The 13,074-nt window shown below is 63.3% G+C and carries 11 protein-coding genes; 7 read left to right on the top strand and 4 right to left on the bottom strand.

Annotated features, from left to right (window positions below):
• Positions 1 to 6: 6 nt before the first annotated feature.
• The 3 genes from OOT43_RS17490 to OOT43_RS17500 are packed head-to-tail and all read right to left on the bottom strand — an operon-like array spanning position 7 to position 5,064.
• Positions 7 to 2,433, bottom strand: a complete 2,427-nt coding sequence (locus tag OOT43_RS17490) for a beta-galactosidase (protein WP_266021951.1) — start codon at positions 2,431 to 2,433, stop codon at positions 7 to 9.
• Positions 2,434 to 2,449: 16 nt separating this feature from the next.
• The gene (locus OOT43_RS17495; RefSeq protein WP_266021953.1) at positions 2,450 to 4,066 is read right to left on the bottom strand and encodes an alpha-amylase family glycosyl hydrolase; all 1,617 of its coding nucleotides are present in this window, start codon (positions 4,064 to 4,066) and stop codon (positions 2,450 to 2,452) included.
• Entirely contained in the window at positions 4,063 to 5,064 is a 1,002-nt protein-coding gene (locus OOT43_RS17500) for a DUF6635 family protein (protein ID WP_266021954.1), read from the bottom strand. The genes OOT43_RS17495 and OOT43_RS17500 overlap by 4 nt, the downstream gene beginning before the upstream one ends.
• Before the next feature lie 121 nt (positions 5,065 to 5,185).
• Between OOT43_RS17500 and OOT43_RS17505 the strand changes: the two genes are divergently transcribed.
• From OOT43_RS17505 to OOT43_RS17535, 7 genes are all read left to right on the top strand, one after another.
• Positions 5,186 to 5,545 (top strand): hypothetical protein, encoded by a 360-nt coding sequence (locus OOT43_RS17505; RefSeq protein WP_266021955.1) that lies wholly within the window; start codon positions 5,186 to 5,188, stop codon positions 5,543 to 5,545.
• 158 nt (positions 5,546 to 5,703) lie between these two features.
• Positions 5,704 to 6,408: a DUF2490 domain-containing protein gene (locus tag OOT43_RS17510; RefSeq protein ID WP_266021956.1), complete on the top strand. Its 705-nt coding sequence runs from the start codon at positions 5,704 to 5,706 to the stop codon at positions 6,406 to 6,408.
• Between the two features lie 283 nt (positions 6,409 to 6,691).
• Positions 6,692 to 8,317 (top strand): porin, encoded by a 1,626-nt coding sequence (locus OOT43_RS17515; RefSeq protein WP_266021957.1) that lies wholly within the window; start codon positions 6,692 to 6,694, stop codon positions 8,315 to 8,317.
• A 48-nt stretch (positions 8,318 to 8,365) separates the two neighbouring features.
• Positions 8,366 to 8,737, top strand: a complete 372-nt coding sequence (locus OOT43_RS17520; protein ID WP_266021958.1) for a c-type cytochrome — start codon at positions 8,366 to 8,368, stop codon at positions 8,735 to 8,737.
• A gap of 96 nt (positions 8,738 to 8,833) precedes the next feature.
• Positions 8,834 to 9,886, top strand: coding sequence for a PstS family phosphate ABC transporter substrate-binding protein (locus OOT43_RS17525; protein ID WP_266021959.1), 1,053 nt, complete (start codon positions 8,834 to 8,836; stop codon positions 9,884 to 9,886).
• 167 nt (positions 9,887 to 10,053) lie between these two features.
• Complete coding sequence (locus OOT43_RS17530) at positions 10,054 to 11,253, top strand: amidase (protein ID WP_266021961.1); 1,200 nt, start codon at positions 10,054 to 10,056, stop codon at positions 11,251 to 11,253.
• A 66-nt stretch (positions 11,254 to 11,319) separates the two neighbouring features.
• Positions 11,320 to 12,339: a transporter gene (locus OOT43_RS17535; RefSeq protein ID WP_266021962.1), complete on the top strand. Its 1,020-nt coding sequence runs from the start codon at positions 11,320 to 11,322 to the stop codon at positions 12,337 to 12,339.
• A gap of 1 nt (position 12,340) precedes the next feature.
• Here OOT43_RS17535 and OOT43_RS17540 read toward each other — a convergent pair whose 3' ends face one another.
• The gene (locus OOT43_RS17540) at positions 12,341 to 13,072 is read right to left on the bottom strand and encodes a heme ABC transporter permease (RefSeq protein WP_266021963.1); all 732 of its coding nucleotides are present in this window, start codon (positions 13,070 to 13,072) and stop codon (positions 12,341 to 12,343) included.
• Positions 13,073 to 13,074: the final 2 nt, after the last annotated feature.

Raw genomic sequence — 13,074 nt, forward strand, 5'->3', positions numbered from 1 at the left:
CACGTTTCAGCCGTCGCTGGCGCTTTCGTGGCGCAGGGTGATCCGGTCGTGAAGCTGGGCCGGGCGCAGCGATACCACATAAGTCGTCGGGCTGTCCTGCTGCAGCTCGTAATGCGAGGAGAGCTGTATCTCCCGTGCCGTCTCGACGGCGATCACATCCAGCCGCTGGGTCGGGCGGAATTCGATGCAGTCCGGTGTCACGGCGGCGATTTCCGCGGTGGCATATTCGATTTTCACTTCACCGAAGCGCATGGCCAGCGGCAGCATCACGCCGTCGCGGGCCTGCAGCTCGATTTCGCGTCCGCCGAACAGCGGCTGGCCGTGCTCATAAAGGCGGAAGCGCTTGTCGAATCCGTCCAGGTTCAGCAGGTGGATGAAGCGCTCGCCCGCGGCGTTGGCGGTCGAAGTCATGAAGATGCCGTGGTCCCTGCAATCGTGGCGCAGGGCGGCGACTGCGCCCAGCCGTTCCAGGGCCATGCGGAACAGGGCGATGTCGCAAGGGTAGGCGGTGGCAATGACGATGGCGCGGCCTTTTCCGACCGCCGTTTCGAAGCCGCAGATCTCGCCGGTGTCGCAGACCCGCAGCAGCGCTCTAGCGGAGGGCGCGGCAAAAGTCTGGGCGAAATGGGTGCGCACTTCCGGCCGCGGCGCGGCCCAGCCGTCCGCGGCGAGCGAGAGGAAATAGCGCTCGCCGGCCTGGCGAACACCCGAAATTTCGGCGCCCAGCGCCTCGGCCAGCACCGTGCAGGGCTCGCCTTCCATCCCGTATTGCGGGACCTCCCCGTACAGCAGCAGCCCCCCGCCGATGGAAAGCCAATCGGCCAGCTTGCGCTGGATGGATGCGTCCATGTAGCGGGCCGAGCCGAGCGCCAGCACCGGCGTGGTCTCCACGTCGAGCGGCCGGTTCTGGATGTCGACCGCGCCGAAGCGGTAGCCGCCGAGCAGCATCGCCCGCGCCATGGTTTCCCAGGCGCCGGGCCCGCGGTTCGCTTCCAGGTTGCGGACGATCTCGGCCATCGCGGCGCTGGCGGGATGGCGGTATTCGGTCATGAAGTAATCGGGGATGAAGCCGAAGGCCAGCTTGTCGCGCTCCTCCTTCATTGTGGCCAGCTTGTCGGCGACCGCGGCCACGGTGCGGGTCAGGTTCGCCAGGCGCGGATAGCTGTAATTCAACCGCCCTTCGGGATCGACCGGCGCGGCGAAGCCATGGCGTTCGCCGGTGAAGGCGATGCGATCGTCGCCGTCCTGCGGCGGCGGGTCGAGCTTGTAGTTGCAGCCGCCGGTGAAGACGTAGTAGTTGATGAGCCGTGCGCCCTGGGCCAGGCACATGCGTGCCTTGAAGTCGGCGGCGGATGGGTCCAGCCGGTTCCCGTAGGTGTTGCCGTAGTTGCCGTCGCCGCATTCGAACTCCATCGAGGCCAGCGGCTGCTCGGGCCGGTGCACGGCGTCCATGAAGGCGTTGCAGAGATACAGGTCCTGGAAGTTGTCGAACGTCAGGTTGCCGAAATAGATGTCCGAGCCCGACAGGTAGCCGGCGTCCTGGGTGTAGGACGGGTAGAGCTGGCTGATGCCGATCGGGAAGCCGAAGCCGCGGCCGCCGCCGGTGCCGTGGATGTTGACCACGAACGGGATGCCGCGGATGCCGGCGTCTTCCGCCCAGGTGCGCAGGGTCGCGACGTAGCGGGCGAAACGGTCGCGCATGTAATGGCCGAGGTCGCGCATGAGGGCCGGGGCATAGCTCTCGGCGGGCGAGCGGATGCCGTCGCGGCGCGCCTCCGGCGCATCCGGGTCGAACGGATAGCGCCGGCGCAAGGCTTCAGGGCCGTGATGGGCTTTCAGCCAGACCGCGAAATCCGCCAGCACGTTTTCGGTGAGGTCCGGGCAGTTGCTGACCCAGGACAGCATGCCGATCTCGTTGTCGAGCTGCAGCGCGATCACATTGCCGCCGCCAGGCTGCAGGCGCGGCGCGATCACCGCCATCACCGCGTCGTACCAGCGCCGGGCCGCGTCCAGGAAGCCGGGCGCCAGGTAGTCGACGGTGTGGGTGGTCGCCGGCTTGCCGTCCCAGCCCACCGGTACGATCTCCGGGTGCTTTTCATAAACCCAGTAGGGCAGGCCTTCGTTCTTCATCTCGGCCATCACGAACGGCCCGGGACGGGCGATGAACCAGAGGCCGTTGGCTCGGCACAGGTCGATGAAGGCGCCGAGATCAAGCTCTGGACGGCTGTGGCCGTCGAGGTTGATCCGGCCTTCGACGGTTTCATGGCAGAGCCAGGGGATGTAGGAGGCCACGGTGTTGCAGCCGGCGGCCTTGAGCTTGGCCAGCCGGTCCTGCCAGTCTTCGCGCCGGAGGCGGAAGTAATGCACCTCGCCGCTCAGCACGAGGCGGGGCCGGCCGTCGATGAGGATGGTCTTGTCGCGGAGCTCGATCATGGCGCTGGGCCTCCTGTCATGTTCGCAGAACGAGACCTTCGTTGGCGAGTAAGCGGAGCCGGCACAGCTCGACTCTGCCGGAGCGCTGCATGCCGGTGTTCAGCAGTATCTCCGCGCCATCGCCGAGTTGGCTCAGGTCCAGCAGGCGGTCGTTGCCTCCCAGGTTGAGCACGACCAGAATGCGCTCGGCTCCGGAAGCCCGAGTATAGGCGAAGACATCGTCGGCCGCAGTGTCGACAGCCGTGTAGTCGCCGTTGGTCAACGCGGGCGTGCGGCGGCGCAGGGCGGTCAATTTCCTGAAAAAGCTCAGCATGGAATGCGGGTCCTGCGATTGGCCGGCGACATTTCTCACAGGCCAGTCCTCGCCCAACGGCAGCCAGGGCTCCACGCTGTCCGGCGCGAACCCGGCATTGGCCGAGCCGTCCCAGGGCAGGGGCGTCCGCGCCGAGTCGCGGTTGAACACGCCCGAAATCCCGGGCTGGTTCAGCGCCTGAGGGTCGCGTACGCGCTCTCTCGGAATCGCCGTATTCTCCATCCCCAACTCGTCACCGTAATAGCAGGTCGGCGTGCCCCGCAGGGTCAGCAACAGCATCGCGGCGACGCGGGCCTGCCCGGGACCCGCACGGCTGGCGATGCGGGGCTGGTCGTGGTTGCCGAGCACCCAGTTGGGCCAAGTGCCTTGCGGGAGGATCGCTTCGTAGGTTTCGACCAGCCGCCGGATTTCCCGTGCATTCCAGCGGGCATAGATCAGCCTGAAATTGAAGGGCAGGTGGAATTCGTCCCGCGCCGTGCCGTAATACTTCACGAGCTCCTCATCCGGCACATTGGTTTCCCCGATCAGGACGCGGTCGCCGGGATAGCCGTCGATGACCGCGCGCATGGCCCGGACGATGGCGTGCAGCTCGGGTCGGTGGGCCGTGTGGACGTGGATTAGCCGGCCGTGCGGATCGAGACCGTCCCAGGCCGGGTTTTCCGGCTCGTCGCGGAATTCCGCGTCCTTGATCAGCAGCCAGGGCACGTCCACCCGGAAGCCATCCACCCCGCGGTCCAGCCAGAACCGCATGGCATCCAGCAGGGCTTCGAGCACGGCGGGGTTGCGCAGGTTCAGCTCCGGCTGCTCCGGGGTGAACTGGTGCAGGTAGTACTGCCCAGTGGCCTCGTCGAAGGTCCAGGCGGGCCCGCCGAAGAAGCTCAGCCAGTTGTTGGGCGGCCCGCCATCGGGTGCCGGATCGCGCCAGAGGTACCAGTCACGCCTGGGATCGTCGCGCGAACCGCGGCTTTCCAGGAACCAGGGATGCCGGTCGGAGGTATGGTTCGGCACCAGGTCCAGGATCAGCTTGATGCCGCGGCTGTGCAGGTCGTCCAGCAGCCCGTCGAAGTCTTCCAGCGTTCCGAACCAGGGATGGATGCCGGTGTAGTCCGCCACGTCGTAGCCGAAATCCCGCATGGGCGAGGGGAAGACGGGCGAGAGCCAGATGCCGTCGACGTTCAGACTGGCAAGATAGTCCAGCCGGCGGCGGATGCCGGGAAGATCGCCCATCCCATCCCCGTTGCCGTCCTGGAAAGATAGGGGATAGATCTGGTAGATGATGCCGGATTGCCACCAGGCGGGGAGGGTGTTCGTCTTCTTCATGCGCGAGCCGCCCGTGCCGCCAGCCGCAGCAGATCGACGAGATCGAACACGCGGGCGAGGTAATGGTCATGCACGCGGTAATCGCCCCCCTCCCGGCCGGCAAGCACGGGTTCGAGGGCATCGACGAAGCGTTCCAGCCGCCTGCGATGGAAGCCTGTCTTGGCCAGGAGGGGATCGACCACGACGGCCGACAGCGCGGCGAGGACGCCCAGGGCCGCCATCACCGCACCCGTGCTCGCCGCGATCAGGCCGAACGAGGCACTGGCCGGAAACACCGTGTAGTACCAAGCGCCCAGCGTGGGGCCGAGCCAGAAATTGGCGATTGCGATCTGCTGAGCGATGGCAGCCGCCGCAGCACTGCCGGCGGAAACGGCGCCCGGGGTCAGCTGGCCGAAAGCCGCATAGCCGCCGGCCAGAGTCGCGATGTTGCCGGCCAGTTCGGTCGCGGTCTGACGGGTCTTGCCGTACTCCGCAAGCTTGGCTGCCAGTATCGCGCGAAATTCTTCGGATTCGGCGCGGGATTGTATGACGCGGAGATATTCCGCGAGCCGGGCCGACAATTCGGGATCGCTCAGGATTGCCTCCAGCAATGCATCCTTGGTGGACTGGCGAACGCCGTCCGAGTAAGGGAGTTCCAGCAGTTCGACATGGATCAGCCAGTTCAGCTCATTCTGGAAGGCCGTGGGCAGGCCGGAAGGGACCTTGCCGAGCCAGTGGGCGGCGGCGGATGCCCCCAGCTTCCCGGAAACGGCGGCGGCGGAATGGGCCAGAAACGCGGGGAGACTCCACAGGAGATTGACAGGGATACGGTAATAATCCCGTCCCAGAGTTTTCTTGTGCAATTCCCAGGCGCCTCGGAAGGAGAAGTAGCGCTCCACGAAGTCGGGGATTCTCGCTTTCCGGCTTTCGATATAGCCAGCGACGCCACGCGCGGTCGCCCGTTCCAGCAGTTCGCGGATAGCGGCTTCCGAGTCGGGTATCGGTCTGTCTGTTTTCATCGCGGGCCTGAAGCTTGTCTGGCCCAAGAAGAGCCGGGCAGAGTATATAGTCATACGGGACGATTCCGGGAGACGCCGAAGCGTCCGGAATTCCACCACCCCATATCAAGGAGGCGTTGTTATGCAGAGCGGTCGACGATACCGGTTTGGTTTCTCATCCGTGACAAGTAGGGGTGGGGCAATTATTCGCCTGTTGCCAGTTATTTCAGCGCTTTCCGGTTGTGTGACCGACGCCGAGCTTCTGGCCGAAAATTCCCGGATCGCGTTGCAGACCACCGAAACACGCGCCGCCAGGGAACTGAATTGCCCGCAGGCCAAGGCGGAGATAGTGACGAAAAAGGAGGTGCCGGGCCAGCCGTTGGGCGAGCTTTACAGCGAATACGGCATCCGCGTGAACGGCTGCGGACGGGCCGTTTTCTACGACATCGAATGCCGCGACCAGAAAATCTGTGCGGTGCGGGAAAAACCGACGCTGGATTGAACCATAGCGTTGGGCCTGCCCCGGCGTTTTCCGGTGGATTCGACCCGGCAATCCCTGCACGCATAGTCCAAGCCAATGAATATCGGGTATGGCATTCAAGCGGCTCGCGAAGCTGCGCGAGAGCCGGGATATCGAGCGTCAAACAGAGGTTGACCGACATGGGGAAATTTCCAGCAGTCTGTTCGGCCGTCGCGGTCGCCTCGGCTTTGCCATACGGCGCACAGGCCGAGCTGGTGACCAATGACTGGGGCAGTTGGGGGCAGGTCGTGGCGGAAGGCGGTCTGGGTTTCATCGCTCCCAGCCTGGAAAAAGGGCGGCTGTGGCTGGAAGGGCAGATGCGCTGGGACGACGACTGGCAGCACTGGAATCAGGGCGTGGCTCGAGCGGCGCTGGGGTATTCGCTCAGCGACCGGGCAACCGTGTGGCTCGGGTACACCTTCGTGCCCACGCAGAACCAGGGGAAACCCTATGTCGCCGAGCAGGACTTCTGGCCCGCCTTCCGTTACGTGCTGCCCACCGAGATCGGGACGGTGACATTCAGGACGATGCTGGAGGCCAACTTCGTGAAAGGCGACGATCCCCGCTATCGCCCCAGACAGATGCTGCGCTACATGCGGCCTTTCGATTTCGAGCCGCGCCTGAGCCTGATCGCTTGGGACGAAGTGTTTGTGCGTCTCAACAGTACCCAGTGGGGCGGTCAGGCCGGCTTCGACCAGAACCGGGCCTTTCTGGGAGCGGGATGGAGCTTCGATCCCGGATTCCGGGTGGAACTGGGCTACATGAACCAGTACATCGACACTTCCGATCACCAGGACCAGGTCATGCACAACCTCATCATGGGATCGCTGTTCATCAGCTTCTGACGACACCTTTGTCGAAAACCTTGTCCTCTTCTTGCCATTGAGGTTCTTCTCGCGAGGGCGAAAACAGCGCAGCTCTGCGAGCACCGGACTTTCTTGCTCCCCGCGGCCGGGTCATACGGGCTCTCGCCCGCGCACCGGGCCCTTCGGTTCGGAGCGCTTTTCTCCGTGCTTACATCACTTTGTAACAATCCTGTCATATTTTCTCATTATCGTTGCGCTGCCGATTTGCCACTGCCTGTTGCTTAGGGCACGACATCAACGACATCATGAAGAGTAACGACAAATGAAATCCAATCTGTTGCGTGTGAGCGTGACGGCTCTGCTCGGCGGAACGCTGGCCGTGCCGGCATACGCCGCGATCGATCTGTACATGGACAAGAAGACCAAGCAGATCTATGCGGAGCCAGGCCCGGGCCGCGTGCGAATGGGGACCTTCGAGCAGGTGGACGAGAACAAGGCATCGTCCATCGACCAGAAGCTCGACGAGAAAAAGGTGGAGCTCGAAGCGCTGGAAAAGCGCATAGACAAGAAGGCCGCCGCCATCAAGGAATCCGAAAAGAAAGTCGCTACGGCTCCTGCGCCTTCCGGCGAGAAGAAGTGGTTCGACAAAATCAGCATCAAAGGCTACAACCAGGTCCGCTACAGCCAGTTGCTGAACGGCGACGAGAACTCGCGCAACAATCTGGCGATGCCGAACGACAATTCCATCGGCCAGAACAAGGACTTCCTGCTACGGCGTACGCGCCTGGCCTTGACGGCGGACGTGTCGGACCACCTGCTGTTCTATCTGCAGACGGATTTTGCTGCCAACACTCCTGCAGTTGATCAGAACAGCTCGACCAGCCAGTACCAGTTTGCACAGATTCGCGACGCTTATTCCGACGTCTTCGTCGATTCCGAACGCGAATACCGCTTCCGTGTCGGCCAGTCGAAAGTACCGTTCGGTTGGGAAAACCTGCAGTCGTCTCAGAACCGCATCGCCTTCGAACGCAACCTGGCGACCGACGCCAACGCCATCCGCGACGAACGCGATCTCGGCGTCTTCGCGATGTGGTCGCCCGACGTCGCCCAGGAACGTTTCAAGTACCTGCAGAAGAGCGGCCTGCGCGGTTCCGGCGACTACGGCGTGGTGGCTTTCGGCGTCTACAACGGCCAGGGCGCCAACCGCTTCGAGCTGAACGACAACCTCCACATCGACGGTCGCGTAACCTATCCGTTCGAACTGCCGGGCGACCAGATCCTCGAAGTCGGTGCTTCCGGCTACAACGGCAAGTACGTCGTCCAGATGGCCAACTTCAACGGCCCGGCCGATCCGGTCACCGGCGACGTGACCCAGTACACCATCGGCAAGAATTTCTTCAACACCGCCGCCGGTGGCCGCAACATGACCCAGAACGGGAAGATCACCGGCACCAGCGTCAACGGCATCAACGACGGCCAGGGTCAGCAGGATTTGCGCGGCGCCATTCATGCCGTGCTCTATCCGAAGCCGTTCGGCTTGCAGACGGAATGGACCTGGGGTATCGCGCCGACGCTGCAGATCGATCCCAGCAAACAGCTCGCTTGGATCGAATCCAAGAACGTGTGGGGCGGCTACGTCCAGGCCCATTACAAGATCGACCACTTCTACGGCGGCTGGATGCCCTACGCCCGCTTCGAAACCTATAATGGCGGCAGCAAATTCGACAACAACTCGCCGAATATCTCCGAACGCCTGTGGGAGTTCGGTGTGGAATACCAGCCTTGGCCAGAAGTCGAAGTCACCGCGGCGTACGATTTGATCAATACGACCAACTTCCGTACGACTACGGCGGGAAGCACGGCCGGCTGGAACTCCAAGGAACTGGCCTCGGGTTATGGCCAGGCCGACGGAAACGTGCTGCGCCTGCAGCTTCAGGCCAATTACTAAGCCGGTCGGGCCGATGCGCATTGTCGACCTCATTCAAGGAACACAGATATGAAAACCAAACTGTCGATACTGGCTGCGCTGCCCCTGCTGATGGCGGGTTGCGCGTTGCACACACCGATCGATGCGAACACGCCCGAATTGGCGAACGCTCGTTTCGACTATCAGAACGGACGGAATACCTACGCCACCTATTGTTCGGCCTGTCACGACAACGGTACCAATGGGGCGCTGACTCCTTCGGCCACCGTCATCTGGGGCGAACCCTCCGCGTTGTGGCGGAAGATTCTGAACAAGCACGTCGATCTCAAATATCTCGAAAACCCCAAAACCATCGTTGGGCAGGGCTATTCCGAGAAGAACGTCGCCGATGCGATTTACTACATGGTGACGCAGCCCGGCAACCGCGGCGGCGCCTGGTAAGAAACGGCGGCGCCGATACGGGAGAGTCCCGGTGACGCGGCGCCGCTCTTGTTCTAGCGAACGCAAAAACCCTTATTTGACAGTGGAGAAATTCACGTGAAAAAGATCCTAAGCATGGGCTTGGCCGTGTCGGCCACCGTATTCGGCGCCGGCGCATGGGCTGCCGGTGGGCGTGACACCATCAGCATCGTGGGTTCCTCCACGGTATATCCGTTCGCTACCGTGGTGGCTGAACACTTCGGCAAGGGCGGGAAGTTCAAGACGCCGAAAGTGGAATCCACCGGCACCGGCGGCGGGATCAAGCTGTTTTGCGCCGGCGAAGGCGTCGACCATCCCGATATCGCCAACGCTTCGCGCCGCATGAAGGACACCGAGTTCCAGCAGTGCAAGAAGTCCGGCGTCAAGGACATCGTCGAGGTCAAGATCGGATTCGACGGTATCGTGCTGGCGCAGTCCAAGAAATCCAAGCACCTGGAGCTGACCCGCAAGGAAGTCTACCTGGCGCTGGCCAAGCAGATTCCGGACCCCGACTGCGGCGGCTGCGACAATCTGGTCGACAATCCCTACAAGACTTGGAACGAGGTCAATCCCGCGCTGCCGGCGATCAAAATCGAAGTGCTGGGTCCTCCGCCGACTTCGGGAACCCGTGACGCCTTCGCCGAACTGGCGTTGGAGGGCGGCTGCAAGGAGTTCAAGTGGATCGCCGCGTTGAAAAAGGACAACGAGCCGGAATTCAAGAAGGTTTGCCACACCATCCGTGAAGACGGCGCCTATGTGGAGGCCGGCGAAAACGACAATCTGATCGTGCAGAAACTGGTTGCCAACCCGAACGCTGTCGGCATCTTCGGTTACAGCTTCCTGGAAGAAAATGCCGACAAGGTCGCCGCGGCGAAGATCGAAGGCGTGGATCCCTCGTTCGAATCGATCGCCGACGGCAGCTACGCGATTTCCCGTCCGCTGTACTTCTACGTCAAGAAGTCCCATGTCGGCATGATTCCGGGTATCGCGGAGTACATCGCGGAATTCACCAGCGAGAAGGCGTGGGGTGAGGACGGCTATCTGTCCGAACGCGGACTGGTCCCGCTGCCGACCGACGAGCGGAAGGAAATGGCCGAGGACGCCAAGAAGCTGAAGTCGCTGTCCTTGTAAGGACCGATCGCGCTTCACATCGCTCTGCCAGGGCCCGGAGGTCTTCGATCTCCGGGCCTTTTTCGTGGAAAGAGTTTACGCGTCTTCCTTCTTGGCGCAGGGCGAACCGATTAAAATGGCTCGGGCACGACGTATTCCCCAAGCCTCCTCACTCTGCTGTCTTTCGGATGACTGAACTTTCCCACTCGTTTCTTGCCCAATTGACGCTTCGCGCGGCGGCCACCGGGGCGCTGGCGGATCTGTCCTTCGCCGTCAAGGATTTGATCGATATCGCCGGCCACGTGACCGGCTGCGCCAATCCCGACTGGGCCAAGAGCCATCCGCCTGCGGCCGCTCATGCCGTGTGCGTCGAGCAGTGTCTGCAAGCCGGCGCCGTGTGTCTGGGCAAGACCAATGCGGACGAGATGGCTTTCGGCCTCAGCGGGGAGAATGCGTTCTACGGCACCCCGTTGAATCCGGCTGCGCCCGACCGGGTGCCGGGCGGTTCGTCCAGCGGCTCGGCGACGGCGGTGGCGGCGGGCGAGGTGGATTTCGCCCTGGGCACCGACACCGGCGGTTCCATCCGGCTGCCCGCGAGCAATTGCGGCATCTGGGGGATGCGGCCCAGCCATGGTAGGATTTCCGTGGCCGGCGTCAATCCGCTGGCGCCCGGTTTCGACACCATCGGCGCCTTTGCCCGCGACGGCGAGCTGCTGCAGCGGGTGATGAGCCTGTTGCTGAACGTCGACTCCCTCCCGGCCGTTTCCGGCAGGCTGTGGTTGCTGCGGGAGGGATTCGACGACGCGGAGCCTGCGGTCCGCAATGCGTTCGAACCGCTGCTGAAGCGGCTGGCCGGCAGTTTCCCGAGCCGTGAAATTTCCTTGCGAAGCATCGACGGGGAGGCCGGAATTTCCGGCATGGACAATTGGCGTCAGGTCTTTCAGCCCATTCAGTGGGCCGAGATCTGGAGCACCCTGGGTTCCTGGATCGAGTCGGCCCGGCCGGCACTGGGTGAGCGCACCCGCCGCAACTTCGAGCTGGCTAAGGGGCTGGATCGCCGTCTGCTGCCGGCTGCGCTGGCGGGCAGGGAGCGCTATCGGGCCGCGCTTGCAAGATTCCTGGGGCCGGAAGACCTGCTCTGCTTTCCTACGGCACACGTGCCGGCGCCTTTGAAGGGCAGCCTCGGGTTGGACCGCACCCAGGGCGATTATTTTCCGCGTGTGCTGGCCCGCATGGCGATCGCGGGGATCGGCCGGCTGCCGCAGATTTCGCTCCCTGCAGTCGACGTGGAAGGGGCACCGGTCGGTCTTTCTCTGCTGGCTGCCGAAGGGAACGATGCGTTCCTGTTGTCCGCTGCCCAAGCGGTGGGGGCTGCGCTCGATGACTGACCGCCGAACCGTGCTCCCGGCGAATCTGCCGGTTCCGGCGTAGCCTGTCGGCGAAGGGAGGCAGGGATGCGCCTCGATGGCTGCTATTCGAAACGCTCGTGCCGGCTGCGGGAATTTGGCCCTGAAGGGCTTATGGCGGGAGCGGCGGTCGCTTTGCTGGCCGCCGTGATGGTGTATGGTCTCGAGGCGCATGCGGATCAGTCCTCGGCCGAGTCGGCTCCCGGGCGTCCCGGCGAACGCGCTGCAACCTACCGCGAGCACGTCCACAGTACGGAGCGGGACCGGCCGCCGCCAAGTCCAGCGGCTTCGCCCGCGCCCGGGGCAACCGTGCCGGAGCCTTCGGCGCCGACGATCAGGGAGCCCGGCCCCGATCTATCCAACCTTCCCAACTCGTCCTACACGTTGCCCGAAGGCGGCATCTACCTGGAGATGAGCCCGTTCACATTGCAGGGAGCGAGTTCGAATTCGGTGAAGCAGTACAACTGGGAATTCCTGTTCCGCTACGGCCTGACCGACGACGTGGAGTTGCGCTTGTTCACCCAGGGGCTGACCGTCCAGGGGCCGCCGCAGTCGGCCACCGGGTTTTCGCCCTTGACCTTCGATACCAAGGTGCATCTGTACAAGGACGACTTCGAAAATTTCAACTATTCGGTCGGGTTGGAGGCTTATGTCCAGACGACGTGGGGGAGCCCCGACTTCAATGACGGCACCCAGGGTTCTTTGATGGTCAACGTGGACCATGTCCTCCCCTGGGACATCGCTTTCAACTGGAACTTCGGTTTTGCGAGCCTGCAGGATTTCAAAGGCGCCGAGGTCATCCTGCCTTCGTTCCAATGGGCGCTGCAGCGCGATGTGGTCGACGATTTTGCTCTATTTATCCAGGGATACGTCAACGCCGCGGCTCTGCCGCGTACCCAGCACGCCGGAGCGGTAGGCCCGGTTCAGACGCTGGAGGAGCACGCGCTCGGCGCCGGATTCCAGTGGACGGTAAACGATCGCATCGCGATTTTCGGCAGCTACACCGGGGCCCTGGGCGATTATGCCCCGAGTTACCTGGGAGCGATGGGCCTGGCCATCGCGTTCTGACTCAGCCGAACAGCTCCTTGATCCAGGCGCTGCGGCGTTCCCGCTCCAGCAGTTCGGTGCGGGCGCGGACCAGCACCAGCGTGAAGTAGTAGCACTGAAAGGCCAGCGCCATCAGCAGCAGCGGCAGCAGCATGCTGGGATGGATCGAAGGCTTGTCCAGCTTGGTGACCGTGGGCCCCTGGTGCAGGGTATTCCACCACTCCACCGAGTAATGGATGATGGGGATGTTGACCACCCCGACCAGGATCAACAGGCCGCCGGCGCGGGCGGCGGTGCGCTTGTCCTCGATCGCCGAGACCAGGGCGATGTAGCCCAGGTACAGGAACAGCAGGATCAGCTCCGAAGTCAGCCGCGCATCCCACACCCACCATGTCCCCCACATCGGCTTGCCCCAGAGCGAACCGGTCACCAGCGCCAGGAAGGTGAACGAGGCGCCCATCGCCGCCGAGCTGGAGGCCATCACGTCGGCCAGCTTGATGTTCCAGATCAGGTGGATGGCGTACAGCACCGCCATGAAGGTATAGATGAACATGGACATCCAGGCCGCCGGCACGTGGACGAACATGATCCGGTAGCTCTCGCCCTGCTGATAATCCGGCGGGGCCTTGAACAGACCGAAGTAAAGACCGGAGACGAACAGCAGGGCGGTGATCGCGCCCAGCCAGGGGATCAGCTTGCCGCTGATGCGGTAGAAATGCTTGGGGGATGCGAGCTTATGGAAGAAGGTCCACATGG

This window comes from Methylococcus mesophilus (genome assembly GCF_026247885.1).
Lineage (GTDB): Bacteria > Pseudomonadota > Gammaproteobacteria > Methylococcales > Methylococcaceae > Methylococcus > Methylococcus mesophilus.